Raw genomic sequence first — 16,596 nt, 5'->3', positions numbered from 1 at the left:
AAAAACAGAGCTGCCATATCCTGCTTCATAGCCATCTCTGTTTCTTCTCAAATATTTCTGTCAGTCACTCATTTAAACCAGCCTTTTTCATTAAAACGTGTAATCGCCTCAATTCGGTTGCTGACACCCAGCTTGTCGAGAATGACTGAGATGTAATTGCGCACCGTCCCTGTCGTTAAATACAGTTCACCAGCAATCTCCTTCGTGTTCTTCCCATCAGCAATGAGTGCCAATACGGTCTTCTCACGCTCAGTTAACGGATTGACTTCGGCATAAGCATCATCGACCAGTTCCGGGGCATAAATGCGACGGCCTGCTAAAATACTGCGAATGGAGGAAGCCAGTTCTTCACTGGGACTATCCTTGAGCAAATAACCGTGCGTACCTGCCTTGATGGCCCGTTCAAAATACCCGGGGCGAGCAAATGTGGTCAAGATCATCACTTTGCAGTTCAATCCCTTGAGTTCTTCAGCCGCATCCAATCCACTCTTTATCGGCATTTCGATGTCCATGATGCATATATCCGGCTGGTGCAGCTTGACCAGCTCTACAGCCTCTTCCCCGTTACTCGCTTTTCCGACTACTTTCATATCCTCTTCCAAGTCCAGCAGCGAAGCAAGAGCACCGAGCAGCATACGCTGGTCTTCCGCAATGACAATTCGAATCACGGCCCCACCTCCTCGTTCGGCTTTTCAGTGATATTGGGCACTTTAATGACCAGGGTCGTTCCCTCATCTGAATGCAGCTCCATACATCCATTCACAAATTCGAGTCTTTCCTTTATTCCTTGCAGGCCATGTCCCCGAAAAACTGCATTTTCTCCCATAACGCCTGTCCCATTATCCTGAATTCGAAGGGTTAATTCCTTGCGAGACGGCTCAATGATGATGGAGCAAGCGGTGGCTCCACTGTGCTTAACCACATTGGTCACCGCCTCCTTCATACACATACTAAGCACATTTTCATTCATTAATGATGTATGCTTCAGCTTCGGGTCGCCCTCCAGGGTCAATTCAATATGAGCAGCCTTTAAAATCTGTCGAATACGCAGCAGCTCATCCTCTAATCGCATGCCGCGCATTTGAGTCACCATTTCCCGCACTTCTTTTAACGCGCTTCTCGCCGTAAGCCGAACATCGTTAATTTCATTTCGAGCCCGCTCCGGGTGCTGATCCATCAGTTTACCCGCCAGGTCGCTTTTCAGTCCGATGAGCGACAGCTTCTGACCCAAGGTATCGTGCAGGTCACGTGCAATTCTCTGCCGCTCTTCCAGCTTAATCAATTCCGATATTTTCTTATTGGCATCCTCTAATTGCACTTGAAGCCGATCACTTTTGTTACGATTAAAATTCGTGATCGGAAGAAGAATCACACCAATCAGGTTGAGCAAAATAAAAGGAATTTGCTTGATAAAAACAGGATTTTCAGAAACAAAACCATAATTGATCAGTCCAATAGTAACAACCATCAGAACAATATACAGTGTCGTGAATGCGGATTTACTTTTAATATTACCCATCAGATAAGCGATAAATATGGAAAAATACATATAGCTGAACAGCAGCGTCATGGTAATCGATATCACAATCTGTACACTGGTCCAGAAGTATACCAGCCAGCCCTGCGAAACAAAAGCCAGAACATAACAAGCAAAAAACACTAAAATAATGGCGGTGCCCAGAATAATATGACTGGTAGAGGAGGAACTGAAATAGTAAAAGGGCAGAATGTAAAAGACAACCCACACATAAGGGCTAAGTCCCGTATTTTTTTGGAAAATCTGATACCATTTTTGCATCCTGCCTACCCTTCTCTCCTTCACATTCCTTTTGTCCCTTATCTTATCATATCGAAATGCGTACCAATCATTTTCTTTCTGTTCATTTTCTTTCCGCTCATTTTCTTTCCGTGCCTACAGGTGCAGGAATGGGTTTCGTAACAGCAACACGTTTGCCCCGCAGCGGCTTCACTTGTTTAAAGGTCAAAAAGGTTTTCGTGCTTTCATCCCAAAGCCGGAACTTCAAAGATTGCAGACTGCTGCTCATGGTAATGGTGGTCGCTTTTTGCAGCAGTGGTGTCGCTTCATGTGCCTTCTCCAAATTATAATTTGGCACTTTGGGACTCAAGTGATGGACGTGGTGAAAGCCGATATTCCCCGTAATCCATTGCAATACTTTAGGTAGCTTGTAATAAGAGCTGCCTTCTACGGCTGCATTGATATAGCTCCACTCTTCATCATGCTCAAAATACGAATCCTCAAACTGATGCTGCACATAAAATAGCCAGATTCCCAGCATGCCTGATACAAAAAAGATTGGCACCTGTATCAGAAGAAACGACTGCCAGCCGATCGCCCAGCACAACAATGCGTACAAGGCGACGATAGATATATTTGTGATATAAGTGTTTATTTTTTCCTTACGCTTCGCTGTTTTGACGTTAAACCGATAGGAAAGCAAAAAAGTATAGATCGGACCCAATCCGAACATAACCCAAGGATTCCGGTATATGCGATAAGCCAGCCGTGTCCATGTGGAAGCCTGTGCGTACTCCTCCACTGTAAGTACCCACATATCCCCTGTACCTCTTTTATCGAGATTACTGCTGGTTGCATGGTGAACCGCGTGACTATTTTTCCATTGATGATACGGACAGAGCGTAATGACACCTGTAATCGTTCCCACAATGTCATTCAGCCTGCGGCTTTTGAAGAAGGATTGATGACCGCAATCATGAAAAATGATAAATGTCCTTACCACAAACCCTGAAGCAATAATGGTAATCGGAAGCGTCAGCCAATAGGATACCGACAGACTGAGATAAGCCGCATACCATAGCAGGATCAGCGGACCCAAGGTGTTGATAAGTTGCAGAACGCTGGATTTCGTGTTTATTTTTTCGTAAGGAGCCATATTTTTTTTCAATTGGGCTAATGGAATTTGTGTCATACTTAATGTTGATCCTCCTTCAAAATGACGCCTGCACTTTGTTCTCGTCAGACGTGCATATAGATCTAACCTCAGTATAAGGAGCTGCCTCTGGCCGCTGTAGTCATAAACGTCAGTTCGGGAGTATGACATTTGTCATATCGTTTGATCCATTTAGCCATTTTCCAATGGTTCACGGGTTTATTTTCGGAAGAATATTTGTTAAAATATAAAGTAAATAACGCTGTATGTGACTGGCGAAGTCAGTGGAATAAACCACGAGGGAGCATACAAACAAAAGCGTGCCGTTCGCCTGGGAGAAGTATTTGCAGAGGATTCGTCTGTCTTGACGACCTTGTGCAAATACTTTTTTTCGTTTTACAAGACCATGACACCCTGTTGATTCCAACATTTGTGCGATAAATTCAGAGGAGGCTTGAGCTATGACTATCATTATGAAATCCAAAGAAGCAGCTGAGCAAGTGTATGCGACAATCCGTTCCCAGGTGGAACAGCTCAAACAGCAAGGACATCGTCCCCATCTGGCAACTTTATTGGTAGAAGGTGATCCTGCCTCTGCCTACTACGCCCGGATCAAGCAAAAAATAGCGGAGAAGCTGGGCATCTCCTTTCATCTCCATACTTTTGATCGCCATGTTAGAGAAGCCGAACTCCTGCACCTGATCGACAGTCTGAACGAAGCTTCGCATGTACATGGCATTATGCTGGAATTGCCCCTTCCCCGGCATCTATCCGCATCTGTCATTAAACAGTCCATCGCCCCGTACAAGGATATTGATGGAATTACCCCGGGCAATAAGCTGGCTACTGTTACAGGTGAAGCTGGACTGTATCCCGCTACACCTCAAGCCTGTATTGAGCTGCTCAAGCATTACGGCCATACCTTGGCAGGCAAAAATGTCACTCTAGTCGGCATCGGACAGACCGTGGGACTCCCTCTTTTTCACATGTTGCAAAGAGAAAATGCCACCGTCACCGCCTGTCATGCGGGCACACGTGATATTGCAGAGCATTTGAGTCATGCAGACATTGCCTTCGTCGCAGTCGGATGCCCTGATGTAATTACACAGGATATGGTACACCCCGGCCTGATTTTGGTAGATGCGGGAATTAACGAGACGCTGGAGGGAAAAATAGTGGGGGATGCCGCTTTAGACGTTGGGGAAAAGGTACATGCGATTTCTCCCGTACCCGGCGGTGTCGGCACATTAACAACTGCCATCCTGTACAAAAATCTGCTCAAAGCGATTGATCTGCAACAATACTCCCGAGAGGTGGTTTATTCATGAGTGAACTGTCGTGGAATGATTCCATTCGGCATTTTCTGAAAGAGGCTGGAAGCGAAGCTCCTACGCCCGGAGGGGGAAGTATATCCGCACTGGCTGCGGCACTGGGCGCGGCTATGACCTCCATGACCGCCAACCTTTCACAAGGGGAAAAATTCGCGCATATCCATGAACAAATCACTGAAGTGATTCGCAGCATGGAAAGCCTGACCACACGCTGTGAGGAACTGATGGCCGCAGACATCCGATCCTTTGAACAGTACATGACGGCGCTCAAGCTGCCCAAAGGAACAGACGAAGAAAAGCGCTATCGTACCCATTCTCTACAGACCGCGGTGATTGCTGCCATTGAGGTACCGATGCGTCTGCTGGAAGTATGCCGGGACGGATTGTCCCATGCCTACCGTATTGTAGAGACATCCAATAAAAATGTTATTTCTGATCTTGGCATAGGTGCGATCCTGTTTGAAGCTGCTGCTCAATCCGCCCTCCTTACCGTCGACATTAACCTTGCCTCACTAAAAGACTTGGATGTCAAACAATCCTATGAAGCCAAAACAGCTGCGATCATCCGAGAAATTGCCCAAATCAAAGAACAAACCTTATTGATCGTGCGCAGCCGAATCGCAAATTAGTCCGCTTATAGCAGGGTGGCCATTGGATGAACCTTTCCTAAGTCATAATCTGCTTCCATGCTCAAAAATAGCCTCTAAGCCCGTCTCTGATCGTGGGTTTGGAGGCTATTTTATTGGAATTCATCAATTTGTGGAAAACTTTTCTAAATATTCAACGTCTATGGATAAGGGTATGTTTTCCAAGATGTTGGTTTTTATCTTATATAACTGATGAAGAAATGAGGAAAAGCGTATGAAAAGACGGACTCTATTACTCAGTATGATCACGTTATTGTTGTTCAGCTCTAGTGCATGGGCGGCCGAAAAAGAATCTACATCCCGTATTCGTTCCTATGATTCCGGGAGTCTGATTCAATCCGATGGAAGCTTGTGGTTGTGGGGCTATAATCAATCTGTTCCTACTCGCGTAGAAGATAAGCCGGACGTTGTAAAAACATTTTCTAATATCTTCAACGAAGGCGACCTGGTATTTACCTTACAAGATCAATCCGCTTGGTACGTACCAAGAAATAACATTGCTGAATCCGTGAAATTCATTCCTTTGGAAGAAGTACAGAACCTCGCAGCTGTAAGTGGGTTAAATGATCACGTACTTGCCCTGAGTACCGAAGGCAACGTATATTCCGCTGATCGGCTCAACAATGGCGACATCTCTGGTCCTTTTCAAACTCTAGCTGGTATCGACGAGGTTGCAAATATAGACAGCTACTATGAAGTAAGACCAGAATATGAGGAAGGCTGGATTTTCTTAAGAAAAGACGGCAGTGTGTGGAAAAATACAAAAGGCTTGCAGAGCTTCAAACCTATTTCCTCGTTACAGGATATTACGGCAATCGCGAAAAACATAGCCTTAAAAAAAGACGGTACCGTGTGGACATGGCCCAAGGAATTCGATACAAACGCTGCCTTATCCGACACTGCAACTGCATCGCAGATTCAATCCTTAGCAGGAATCCAAACGATCAAATCCAATGGCCGTACCAACCTTGCGATGGATCGGCAAGGTCGGCTGTGGTTCTGGGGTGCTACAGTCACAGGCTACTCGGATAGTACAACCTATCACAACGAAAATAATCCTATACTGTTGACGGGTGTATGGAATGTTAAAGACGCCTTTATCGTTGAGCGCTCCATCCTTGCACTAACCACAGAGGGGAATGTTTATGAAGCTTCCTTGGAAGGTGAAAAATTATCGTCAAATGCCCACTTTACATTACTTGCCCAAAATATTCAAAGTATCAAAGCAGGCCCAAGACATGTGATCATGCAAAAAACGGATGGCAGCCTGTGGGGCTGGGGGGTCAACAAACATGCGCAGCTCGGCATAGGGGATTACGAATTTCTTTACAGTACGCCGGTTCCTGTACAAAAGCCAATTCTCGTCCGTCTCAACGGTACACCTGTCCCGCTAAGTAACGGTGTGATTACTCGCAACGGTCAGGCGTTTATTCCGCTCCGTTCTGTATTTGATAAAATGGGAGCCGAGGTCACCTTTGACTCCAACAACAAAGTAGCGAAAATTACTCAGTCCAGGGCAGGAGCCAATCCTGTCTCTCTACAAATCAATCTCAAAACCAGCCAAAACACAGTTAATGGTAAATCTGTGGAGCTCACCAACCCTCCATTCACGGTGAACGGTATTGCCTATCTTCCTCTGCGATTAATCAGTGAGGCGCTAGGGGCCAAGGTAGATTGGATGCAAAAAGAAGATACTATCGTCATTACGACTACCACTACGACGAAATAAGAAGATCGATCTGCCGAATATGCTGCAGCAAAACCTGACACGGTAAATCTCAATAAAACGAACCAGCCAAAACATAATTTATGTTTTGGCTGGTTCGTTATTGCTTTGCTAAGGCCTGTATACAGTTTACCTACTTTTTCGCTTTATTCTCTTTTTCTCTTTCAATCAGCATGTCTACGATCATATCAATTTGTCCGGTAATGGCAATCGGATCATAGCGATAATACGTATCAAAATCGTTAAAGAACACTCTATTGTTCTTCACCGCAGGCAGGTTCCCCCACACGGCAGACGATTTCAGCTGCTTGAGCGCGTCACCCTTTTTCTCCGGATCATAGGTCGTCAGGAACATATAATCTGCGTCATATTGCGGCAGCACCTCCATCGAAAGCTGTACGGTTTGTTCCTTGGAACTGGCTGTCTTCTTCGGCATATTCAGCTTGAGCGCATTGTAGACAGCTTGTCCGCCCCGGCCGGCATTGTCCCCAAATATCCAAAGTGCGTTTTTGTCCGTCAGCTCATACAGGCCAAAGGTTGCCTTTTCGTCAATCACACCTTTAAGACGTGCGCGGCCTTCAGCAGCTTTTTTATCAAATGCAACAATAAATTGCTCAGCCTTCTCCTTCTCCCCGGTGATGTCACCAAACAGCTTGACTGTATCGTAAATATTGGTCGTCGTGCCATACGGAATATACAGGGTAGGTGCGATTTTAGACAAAGCCTCATAATTCGTATCCTTCATAACCACGATCAGATCGGGTTTGAGTTCCAGCGTCTTCTCCAAATTGGTCGGGTCACCCACTTCTTTGGTCCCTTTTTCCTTGAGCAAGTCGGTCAGAAAAGGATTTTGAAACGCAGTCGGCTCCACACCCACCACATTAGCTCCTACGGACAATAATTCCCCACCGTAAAAATCCGTTACAATGCGCTGCGGTTTGACCGGAATTTGAATATCCCCTTTCACCGTTTTAAAGCTTCTCGTCTCAGCCGAAGTTGGCTCTTTCTTATCCTCTGAAGCTGGAGCGGAATTACTTCCATTATTGCTTCCACTACAAGCGCTAATGAATATAGACAATACAAGCATCAAAGTAGTCAGCATAAAAAACGATTTTTTCTTCAACATATGAGCCCCCTGTGTAATATGAAAATAGCTTACATCACTCATGATAATGATTATCAATATCGCAAGAAATATATCAGGCTGCCTTCCTGCTGTCAACTAAAATTGATAATATGTTCTATGTAGAATAGAGCGGATTTCACAGGAAATAAAAGAAAAAAGACCTGTCAAACGGATGACAAGTCTTTTGTCGTGGGGTCTACCTCAGCATGCTACAAATTGGGGCTCGGATGTTGAAGGCGGCTGTCTGTTGAACGCTGCTTGGTTTTATAATTTTCTCCCCAGTCCTTCATCAGGTTAATAATCGGGATCAGAGTTCTTCCAAATTCAGTTAGGGAGTATTCGACCTTGGGCGGAACCTGCTGGTAAACCTCCCGATGAACTACACCGTCCTCTTCCAACTCGCGCAATTGGAGTGTCAGCATACGCTGTGTAATTCCCGGACAAATACGCCGAAATTCACTAAACCGCTTTGTTCCATACATGAGATGGTATAAAATAATCCCTTTCCACTTGCCCCCAATCACGTCCAGCGTGTACTCCACAGGACATGCCTGATCATTTCCAGTAGGACATTCCCCAAAGCCGCCCTTCCGATTGCGCATAGGTTTTTCTCCCCCTTGGTAACATTTTTTATACTACAGCACATAAATGTGCGTACTTCAAAAACGATCATGTATATTCTAATATTAAGCATGTCACTCGGTAAGCGTCAATTCTAATCCATATCCATAAGGAGTGTAAAAACAATGGAAACCTTAACAAACACTAAACATCAAATCTTGTCAGCATATGAGTTCAGACATGCAGCCAAGGAATTTGATAGTCATAAAAAAATTAGCGATTCCGATTTCGATTTTATTCTTGAAACAGGTCGTTTATCCCCGAGTTCATTTGGCTTTGAGCCCTGGAAGTTCGTTGTCGTCCAAAGTAATGCTATGCGTGAGAAGCTGCTGCCTTACTCCTGGGGAGCCAAAAAACAGCTGCCAACAGCAAGCCATTTCGTGCTCATCCTCTCCAGACTGCCTAAAGATATGATAGCCTCATCCGATTACATCAAGGATATGATGGAAAACGTACAGCAATTGCCTGCTGAAGTTATGCAAGGCAAAGAGAAAGTATATGACGCCTTCCTGAAATCAGATTTTGGACTGGAAGACAATGAAAGGGCTATGTTCGAGTGGGCCTGTCGACAAACCTACATCGCATTGGGCAATATGATGACAGCCGCAGCTCAAATCGGAATTGACTCCTGTCCGATCGAAGGTTTTAATAAACAGGAAATCGAACGCATCCTCTCTGAAGAAGGCATCATGGATGCCGAGCATTTCGGTATTTCCTGCATGGTGGCTTTTGGATACCGTCTGAATGAGCCGCGCGGAAAAACACGGCGGTCTGTGGATCAGGTTATTGAATGGGTATAAAACCAACGAATAATTTTCTCTAAAGCAAAGGGGTGCCCCCTAGCCATTTCCATGGCTTTTGGGACACCCCTTTTTTCATAAGGCCTCTCAAATCTTAAAAAATCCTGTCATTCCAAATACTACTGATACTTTACTTCTTCTGCGAAGTAGATCTCCTTCAAACGATCCTTTACACGCTGGATTTCATCTGCTGTTAACGGAGCCGTAGGATTTAGCTTGAAGTTCCTTCCGGTGACATAGCTTACATCCGTTTTCAAATCCAGGTTGTATGGTAACTTCGGAACCGGACTGCGGGTATAGTCCGTAAAATCAATAATAGACCAGGCCGCATCTCTATCCTCCTTGGATAAAATGATCCGCTGTGAGGCGTTTTCAGTCCACAAGTAACGCAGATTGGCCGGCGAATTATTGGAGCCCGTGGGCGTCTCAATGCCGGAGCCCCTAAACATGAGTGAAAATTCCGAATGATCATTATTCGATCCAGCTGACGATTGATAAATCTGTTTCAGCCCGTCCACGCCCACAATCTCGACCTCACGGTCAGCAGGGAAGTTCTTCACAAAGTTCTCCCATATTTGAGCCATGTTAGGTTTTTGGGCAAACGAGTTGATGTCCAGAATAATGGACATGTAGTTTACCGTATTTAAACGTTGATAAGGATTATCCAGATATTGCTGTGCTATATACAGTTGTGGTGCCGCATCCGTTTTTTCATTCAAATTTGGGTCACCTGGATTGAGCGTCCAGCGTGAGGAACCTTCTGTATAGCGTGATCCAATGGGATCAATCGTAACCGAGTTCATAAACACGATACCGCTATTATCGGTAAGCCCCTGTGCTGGAACAATCGGATTATCCTTATTAGACCAGTAAGGCATCAAAGGTGAACCCTCACCAAACATGTTGTTAACATTATACTGTGTTGCCGACCATCCCATGGCTGAAGTGATTTTATAATGATCTTTAAGCCATTGGGCCTGCTCAGGATTCACCGTAAAGCTGGTCAATGATTTAGGCAGATACTTCCGATATTGGTCTGTATCCATGCTTTCAAACACCGAAGGTGATCCCATCGTACCGCCTTGGTGCAGCTCATTGAGTGCATTATAACGATACATATACAACCACTCGCTCATCCGTGCTTCCCAAATAGGAAGCTTGTGCAGGTTATTCGGGTACCCGTCCATAATCCCGACTTCATCGCCATACTGATCCACGTATGCTAAAACCTGTTTAAGCTGCGGGCGATTCGTGTCTACAAAAACAAATGTATTTTCCATCGCCCAGGTCACTTTTAAGTTGGGGCCAAAGTGATCCATCAGCAACTGACGAGCCTGCTTAATTTGGTCTACCGTGGTCGCACTGTCTCCTCCCAGCAGCATCACAGAGACAGCAAAATATTGCTTTTTGCGTTCTCCGGGTACTACAGTTAACTCGGCATCGGATATGAAGTGAATTCCCTGAGATGGTGATTCAACCTCGATCTTGAATGGAATGACTGAGTTCACTGCCGGAATCAAATGCAGATTGACAATACGTCCATCCTCATCAAATATCCCACTGGAATCCTCTATCCGAAGCTTCAGGTCTGACGGCAACGAACCGGGCGGTATGACCTCTCCCTTTGCATTGTGAAATACATAGGGCATGCTCCAGGCTGCAGGGTCTAGAGTAGTGGCCTGTGAAATGGTGTACGTCGCCAAGTATACAGACCTGATTACATTCGGAGCCTCTGGTGGAGGAGTCATCCCTTTCACGATCAGCTTGGTCTGTGCTTTAAGTACCCGATAAGGTTTGGCAATGGTGACTTCCAACTCGACAGGAATAATACCATCTGCAGCAGGGATATTTTCAGAATGTGCGATTTTCCCCTGTTCATCAAACACACCTAATGCATCACTAAATGTATAAGTAACACTTGTAACGCTGTCAGCGGGAATGCTTACCGGCTGCCCTTCTTTGTAGAGCTCAAAGGACAGCTGATACGAAGGATACGTTTCCGGTTGATTTATGAGCTCCGGCGCCTTGATTACGACCTCATCCACTACAAAATCCGAAGAGTGATCCGGTGGTTTGGGATCAGGCACCGGTGGCTTGGGATCAGGCACCGGTGGCTTGGGATCAGGTACCGGTGGCTTGGGATCAGGCACCGGTGGCTTAGGATCAGGTACCGGTGGCTTAGGATCAGGTACCGGTGGCTTAGGATCAGGTACCGGTGGCTTAGGATCAGGTACCGGTGGCTTAGGATCAGGTACCGGTGGCTTGGGATCAGGTACCGGTGGCTTGGGCTTTGAGCTGTGTCTTTCAGGCTCCTCAATTTCCGGATTCACGGGTTGGGGCCTAATTTCCGGTGCCAAGTCGACCACTGGTTTGTCCGGTTCCGGCAAGCTGGGTAGCTGATTCGTCGTTCCAGCTCCGTTTCCTGACTCTAGCAAACGCTTGGCACGCTCTCTCAGATCGTCACCGCCTAGCCATACCCGATATGCAACCAACGTGGCATCTTGTCGTGTTACAAATTTTTTGGGATAGAAATAATGATTCGTATCCCCCTCTATCAGCTCTAATCGCTCCATCAACCACACGCTCGTTTGTGCATAGTCTGATATATCAAATTGATCCACAAAACTGGATATACCGGCAGAACGAGTGTCTTCAGAAACACCAAAATACCTAGCATACCAAACGGCCATATCCTGACGAGTCATATTCTGCTTGGCACCAAATAATTGATCACTAATTCCTTTTGTAATGTTCTCTTTCTGCAAGATCTGAACATAAGGTAGAGCCCAGGGAGACACATCACGAAAAGTAATAACGTCCTTGTCATTCAGTGTACGTTTTAAGGTTTTAGCGAAGATGGTAGCCCATTCCTGCCGCGAAATAAACTGTACAGGTCGAAAACTGCCATCCTGATAACCCGTAACATAACCTTGAGCAGCCATGGCTTCAATTGCATCCGCTGCGTAGGAATGTTCAATATCGTTAAAGGCCCTATCTGCAAAAACAGGCACAGTATGTATACAGAACAACCAAACAGCCAGTAAACCAGTCATGTATTGCCTAATTCGTTTTAATTTTTTCTCACATCTCATTAGTTTAGATCATCACACCTCCTCTACGAGATAGCATTGGATCATTTTCACCTGTCCCTTTGTTTCAGCTTTGAAAATAACCCCATTTGTTTTCAAACGAATTTTAATTTCCATTAACACCAAACTGTATATATTTAAATTATCGGAATAATCTCCCCAAGATTGAATAAGGCCAGTAAAAAAAAGTAGTTTTAACAATTCTGTCCTTATGCTAATTTATGTACTTTTAAAGCCGTATATCCCAATCACTTAACAATGGTTTTCATTGGGAATTAAATGTTTATAGCCTTATTCGGCTGTTACTTCGATTACGCGTACAAATAAAACAAGAGATAACATCATGTATCCTCATTCAGTATGAAGAATACACAATGTTATCTCGTTCTTGTGTAGATGTGCTTATTAAATCCTGTCTGCTCTTTTAATTCTCTTTCAACTCAGAACCCTTATAAATATAAAAGTAGCCGTTAAAAATTCCATTTGACGGATAAGCAGCAGGATCTTTGCCCTTTATTTGACCTACCAACTCTCGATTTATAAACGTAGGGGTTCCTTCTTCAATTAACGCTTCAGCAGACATTTCACTGATCGGTTTTACTGTACTGGACCGGAATGTAACTAAATAGACATCGTTAGCATTAAAATGATATCGTCCTTCAGTTGGAGTCCCCTCATAAAACAGCTCTGCTAAAGAAGCCGCTTCAGACCCTTTCATAAAAACGCGAATATCATCGGTTCCGTTCCATCTACCAGGAATTCCGCCTATTGGATTAACGTATTCCAGAATTTCTGGCTCTTTGTCGCGAATAAAATCAATAACCGAATATTTATAAACCCCATCTGTTACACTCTTGGTCGCAACTCCGGTTGTTTTCCCTGTTCTATAGCCGGTGAACCCCCCATACACATTCGGAGTTTTGCTAATAGCAGCAAAGAACTTTTCCTGATCCATAGATCCGGCTCTTCCAGGTACTGGTGTCAACTTGTAGGTCCTGACCTCAGTCCCCTTGTACTTCTCCCAAGTGTATTCAAAATAGTAACTCGCATGAGATACTCCACTGTTCCAGCCTACAGATGCCAGCATGATAATACCTAGCATGAATAATAATGGCCATTTTTTCAACATCATACCTTCTCCTTCTTTTTTCTTAATACAATGCATTATAGCGTTTCAGTAAATATACTGACAGTTAAATTTTAGAAAGAGATAAGAATAATTTTGTTCTTTATTCATTTGATGTACCACAGTCTGTCCTTTAGAATATAGAATACAGACACTAGGTTTTATCGATTGCAGGAAGGCTGAGGATGTTTAGCTACAGGGGGAAAATCAAAGGAAGGGTGCACTTGTCTATGTTCAAGAAAATGGATATTTACAGAATCCTCACTCTCATATCTGCTTTAATGGTTGTGATCCTATCATCTTTATCACTCGCATTTCCCGATACCTATAAGCACTCATACACCATCGCACAATTTTTTCTGGGCATTCTGTTCTTATTTTCAGGCATTTCGGAGTTAAAAGCAAAGCGAAATCATATGGCTATAGCCAGCTTTATCGTTTCCTTCTTCACTTTTTTTGTGTTTATATTCAGGCTAATGGTGTGAAAAGGATGGTCTCATGTGAAAAAGCCGAGCGAAATCAGGATATAACCTGAATGGCACTCGGCAAATTTTACATATTTAACAAGCTTCTAGTTTTCCTCTAGTTCTTCAATTCTCTGCCGCTTTCCTATGCCAAAGACAAAATATCCAACAACGACGAGCGCCATAAATGATGCACCCACAATCAATGACATACGTGTGTCTGGATTGAACCACATCCCTACGATCACTAACAATAAGAAGACAATGGTGATGTAATTGCTGATTGGGAAAAAACGAGACTTAAAGGTGTGATCCTTTATTTCGTTTTTCCATTTTTTCCTGAATTTAAATTGGCTGATTGCTAACGCAAACCACGGTACCATGCCCGGAAGAACACTGGCGCTATAGATGTACAGAAATAGTTTGGAATCAGGTAACAAGTAATTAAAAAGCACTCCGATCAGCAGCAGGGAAATCGTCGTAATAATACTATTTTTAGGGACACCGCTTTTGGAGACTTTCCCGAAAAACTTAGGGGCTTGTCCGTTTTTAGCCAATGTATACAACATTCTTCCCGCACTATAAATACCACTGTTGCAGCCTGACATCGCTGCTGTAAGAACAACAAAGTTAATGATACCCGCAGCGGCCACAATCCCTACTTTGGCAAAGGTCAGAACAAAAGGACTGCCAATCTCGCCAATCTGGTTCCAAGGATAGATCGTAACAATAACAAAAATCGCACCCACGTAAAAAATCAGAATACGCCAGATGATGTTTTTAATGGCTTTTCGCAGTGTCATTTTCGGATTTTCTGCCTCACCTGCCGTAATGCCCACCATCTCTATACCTTGGTAAGCCGCCGTTACAATGCATAGTGCGAATAGAAAACCTTTTAAACCACCTGCAAAAAAACCACCATGGCTGTATAAGTTGGAGAGGCCAATCGGTTGCCCACCATTACCCAAACCAAAAAAGATCAGGCCTGTGCCAACAATCAGCATAAAGATAATGGCAACAATCTTAATCATGGCGAACCAAAACTCAAATTCCCCATAAAACTTTACAGCCGCCAAATTGGCTAACGCGATAATAACTACACCTGCCAGAGCTGGCAGCCATTGCGGGATGTCTGGGAACCAATAACCCACGTACACCCCAATCGCAGTTACCTCAGCCATTCCTACTGTAACCCATAAAAACCAATAGCTCCAAGCGGTCAGAAAACCGGCCAAAGGGCTGATATATTTATGAGCAAAAGTAGCGAATGAGCCCGTCACCGGTTCGAGAACCAGCATTTCCCCCATGATCCGCATGATAAAAAACATAATAATCCCAGCTAAGAGATAAGCCAGCAGCACAGAGGGACCCGCCCATTTTATCGTACTTGCCGATCCCATAAACAAGCCAACGCCAATTGTTCCTCCAAGCGCAATCAGCTCAACATGCCGTGGCTTAAGCCCTCTCGTTAATTGTTTCGATTCCAAAAGAACGCTCCCCTTCGTAAATGTTTATCATCAAACGTTAATGACCCGGAAAACTGTCCCCAAAACATTATTAATTTTTCGGACTGACGCAGTCCTGCCCGAACGGACTACAAAATAGCTCCACGATTCGTAAATAAACAAAGAGACCACGCCCAATTCACCGTCCAAACCTTACTGTTTCTAAGACCGAGTCCATAGCATTAGGTGAATTGTATGACAAAAAACGCCTAAATACAACTGCTAATTGGTAGACATTTTTAGGGACGAAATGGAAAGGAAGGCGTTTCTTTTATCTGAACATTGGTCAATTTTAATCAATCAATTAGATTAGAAAAAGTACTTAAACACATGTGTTTTTTTCAATGATAAATATCATGATTTCTGCCTTATTGAAGTCTGCATATCCCCCTGAATTCGAATATAAGAGCAACATTTCAAAAATCACCTCATGATATAACTAAACATGAATTCCAGACTAAGGAGATGAAAATATGAGTAAGCTAGAAGGCAAAATTGCTTTAGTAACCGGTGCAAGCCGAGGGATTGGTCGCAGCATTGCGCTGCGTCTGGCACAGGAGGGTGCCGTCGTCGCCGTACACTATGGAAGAAGACAGCATGAAGCAGAGGAGGTGGTTCATAAGATTGAGCAAAGTGGAGGGAACGCCTTTACGATAGGAGCCGACTTAAGCACCCTTGACGGCATTCATGATTTATATGCGAGCCTGGATGAAGCTCTTGAGGAACGTACTGGCGACCATCGGCTCGATATTCTCGTCAACAACGCTGGAATCGGTCAAATTGTAACCTTGGAAGAGACGACAGAAGCATCTTTTGACGAAGTCATGAACATTAATGTCAAAGCACCGCTTTTTGTTACCCAGCAAGCTTTGCCACGCCTAAGAGACGGAGGGCGCATCATCAATATCTCATCATTTGTTACACGTGTAGCCTCTCCCAGTGTTTTTGCCTACAGCATGTCAAAGGGTGCGGTCGACACACTTACGCGCGTTTTGGCTCATCAGCTTGGGAGCCGCAATATTACGGTGAACGCCATCCAGCCTGGCATTATTAATACAGAAATGAATGACAGCACGTTAAAAGATCCCGACGGGCAGAAATTTGCCGCTGGCCTTTCAACCTTCAAAAGGTGGGGGGAACCTGAAGATGTCGCGGATATCGCTGCCTTTCTCGCTTCATCAGACAGCCGCTGGGTAACGAGTCAGTTGATTGATGCAAGCGGCGGATCTTATCTGTAAATGAACAGGTTCAA

General features: G+C 44.5%; 14 protein-coding genes and 1 riboswitch. Of the genes, 6 read left to right on the top strand and 8 right to left on the bottom strand.

The genetic code is table 11. The features are described 5' to 3' along the window. Positions 1-68: 68 nt before the first annotated feature. From BAZ21_RS06145 to BAZ21_RS06135, 3 genes are all read right to left on the bottom strand, one after another. The gene (locus tag BAZ21_RS06145; RefSeq protein ID WP_068498122.1) at positions 69-668 is read right to left on the bottom strand and encodes a response regulator transcription factor; all 600 of its coding nucleotides are present in this window, start codon (positions 666-668) and stop codon (positions 69-71) included. Continuing rightward, entirely contained in the window at positions 665-1,798 is a 1,134-nt protein-coding gene (locus tag BAZ21_RS06140) for a sensor histidine kinase (protein ID WP_068498119.1), read from the bottom strand. The genes BAZ21_RS06145 and BAZ21_RS06140 overlap by 4 nt, the downstream gene beginning before the upstream one ends. Positions 1,799-1,895: 97 nt before the next feature. Then, positions 1,896-2,948: a fatty acid desaturase gene (locus tag BAZ21_RS06135; protein WP_068498118.1), complete on the bottom strand. Its 1,053-nt coding sequence runs from the start codon at positions 2,946-2,948 to the stop codon at positions 1,896-1,898. 219 nt (positions 2,949-3,167) lie between these two features. Then, a riboswitch (ZMP/ZTP riboswitch) is annotated at positions 3,168-3,253 on the top strand. A 117-nt stretch (positions 3,254-3,370) separates the two neighbouring features. Here BAZ21_RS06135 and BAZ21_RS06130 point away from each other — a divergent pair. The 3 genes from BAZ21_RS06130 to BAZ21_RS06120 all read left to right on the top strand — a co-directional run bounded on the left by BAZ21_RS06130 (position 3,371) and on the right by BAZ21_RS06120 (position 6,616). Beyond that, positions 3,371-4,237 (top strand): bifunctional 5,10-methylenetetrahydrofolate dehydrogenase/5,10-methenyltetrahydrofolate cyclohydrolase, encoded by an 867-nt coding sequence (locus BAZ21_RS06130; RefSeq protein ID WP_068498116.1) that lies wholly within the window; start codon positions 3,371-3,373, stop codon positions 4,235-4,237. Beyond that, entirely contained in the window at positions 4,234-4,869 is a 636-nt protein-coding gene (locus tag BAZ21_RS06125) for a cyclodeaminase/cyclohydrolase family protein (protein ID WP_068498114.1), read from the top strand. Before BAZ21_RS06130 ends, BAZ21_RS06125 begins: the two co-directional genes overlap by 4 nt. Before the next feature lie 232 nt (positions 4,870-5,101). Then, complete coding sequence (locus BAZ21_RS06120; protein WP_068498112.1) at positions 5,102-6,616, top strand: stalk domain-containing protein; 1,515 nt, start codon at positions 5,102-5,104, stop codon at positions 6,614-6,616. Between the two features lie 130 nt (positions 6,617-6,746). Here BAZ21_RS06120 and BAZ21_RS06115 read toward each other — a convergent pair whose 3' ends face one another. Continuing rightward, complete coding sequence (locus BAZ21_RS06115) at positions 6,747-7,739, bottom strand: ABC transporter substrate-binding protein (protein ID WP_068498110.1); 993 nt, start codon at positions 7,737-7,739, stop codon at positions 6,747-6,749. A 209-nt stretch (positions 7,740-7,948) separates the two neighbouring features. Beyond that, positions 7,949-8,341 carry a winged helix-turn-helix transcriptional regulator gene (locus tag BAZ21_RS06110; RefSeq protein WP_068498108.1) on the bottom strand — a complete coding sequence of 131 codons (393 nt, stop codon included), beginning with the start codon at positions 8,339-8,341 and terminating at the stop codon, positions 7,949-7,951. A 144-nt stretch (positions 8,342-8,485) separates the two neighbouring features. Here BAZ21_RS06110 and BAZ21_RS06105 point away from each other — a divergent pair, with 144 nt between their 5' ends. Then, on the top strand, positions 8,486-9,160 hold the full coding sequence (locus BAZ21_RS06105) for an NAD(P)H-dependent oxidoreductase (RefSeq protein WP_068498106.1): 675 nt from the start codon (positions 8,486-8,488) through the stop codon (positions 9,158-9,160). Between the two features lie 119 nt (positions 9,161-9,279). On the opposite strand, the gene BAZ21_RS06100 is transcribed toward BAZ21_RS06105, so the two are convergent. Both BAZ21_RS06100 and BAZ21_RS06090 read right to left on the bottom strand, forming a co-directional pair. Then, positions 9,280-12,252 (bottom strand): S-layer homology domain-containing protein, encoded by a 2,973-nt coding sequence (locus BAZ21_RS06100; RefSeq protein ID WP_068498104.1) that lies wholly within the window; start codon positions 12,250-12,252, stop codon positions 9,280-9,282. Positions 12,253-12,673: 421 nt separating this feature from the next. Then, positions 12,674-13,381, bottom strand: a complete 708-nt coding sequence (locus tag BAZ21_RS06090; protein WP_068498102.1) for a hypothetical protein — start codon at positions 13,379-13,381, stop codon at positions 12,674-12,676. Positions 13,382-13,560: 179 nt separating this feature from the next. On the opposite strand from BAZ21_RS06090, the gene BAZ21_RS06085 reads away from it, so the two are divergent. After that, complete coding sequence (locus BAZ21_RS06085; RefSeq protein WP_068498100.1) at positions 13,561-13,860, top strand: DUF3953 domain-containing protein; 300 nt, start codon at positions 13,561-13,563, stop codon at positions 13,858-13,860. Between the two features lie 86 nt (positions 13,861-13,946). On the opposite strand, the gene BAZ21_RS06080 is transcribed toward BAZ21_RS06085, so the two are convergent. Then, positions 13,947-15,326 (bottom strand): amino acid permease, encoded by a 1,380-nt coding sequence (locus BAZ21_RS06080; protein ID WP_068498097.1) that lies wholly within the window; start codon positions 15,324-15,326, stop codon positions 13,947-13,949. A 491-nt stretch (positions 15,327-15,817) separates the two neighbouring features. On the opposite strand from BAZ21_RS06080, the gene BAZ21_RS06075 reads away from it, so the two are divergent. Next, a complete protein-coding gene (locus tag BAZ21_RS06075) occupies positions 15,818-16,582 on the top strand; it encodes an SDR family oxidoreductase (RefSeq protein ID WP_068498095.1) in 765 nt (254 codons plus the stop codon). The last annotated feature ends 14 nt before the right edge of the window (positions 16,583-16,596 follow it).

Source organism: Paenibacillus kribbensis (assembly GCF_001705305.1).
Taxonomy (GTDB): domain Bacteria; phylum Bacillota; class Bacilli; order Paenibacillales; family Paenibacillaceae; genus Paenibacillus; species Paenibacillus kribbensis_B.
Note: the sequence above shows the minus strand (reverse complement) of the source record. Positions and strands in the feature narration are given on the sequence as shown.

Coding starts and splice junctions, on each gene's coding strand:
- BAZ21_RS06140 (WP_068498119.1), bottom strand. CDS start 1,798: ATGCAAAAATGGTATCAGATTTTCCAAAAAAATACGGGACTTAGCCCT.
- BAZ21_RS06135 (WP_068498118.1), bottom strand. CDS start 2,948: ATGACACAAATTCCATTAGCCCAATTGAAAAAAAATATGGCTCCTTAC.
- BAZ21_RS06130 (WP_068498116.1), top strand. CDS start 3,371: ATGACTATCATTATGAAATCCAAAGAAGCAGCTGAGCAAGTGTATGCG.
- BAZ21_RS06125 (WP_068498114.1), top strand. CDS start 4,234: ATGAGTGAACTGTCGTGGAATGATTCCATTCGGCATTTTCTGAAAGAG.
- BAZ21_RS06120 (WP_068498112.1), top strand. CDS start 5,102: ATGAAAAGACGGACTCTATTACTCAGTATGATCACGTTATTGTTGTTC.
- BAZ21_RS06115 (WP_068498110.1), bottom strand. CDS start 7,739: ATGTTGAAGAAAAAATCGTTTTTTATGCTGACTACTTTGATGCTTGTA.
- BAZ21_RS06110 (WP_068498108.1), bottom strand. CDS start 8,341: ATGCGCAATCGGAAGGGCGGCTTTGGGGAATGTCCTACTGGAAATGAT.
- BAZ21_RS06105 (WP_068498106.1), top strand. CDS start 8,486: ATGGAAACCTTAACAAACACTAAACATCAAATCTTGTCAGCATATGAG.
- BAZ21_RS06100 (WP_068498104.1), bottom strand. CDS start 12,252: ATGAGATGTGAGAAAAAATTAAAACGAATTAGGCAATACATGACTGGT.
- BAZ21_RS06090 (WP_068498102.1), bottom strand. CDS start 13,381: ATGATGTTGAAAAAATGGCCATTATTATTCATGCTAGGTATTATCATG.
- BAZ21_RS06085 (WP_068498100.1), top strand. CDS start 13,561: ATGTTTAGCTACAGGGGGAAAATCAAAGGAAGGGTGCACTTGTCTATG.
- BAZ21_RS06075 (WP_068498095.1), top strand. CDS start 15,818: ATGAGTAAGCTAGAAGGCAAAATTGCTTTAGTAACCGGTGCAAGCCGA.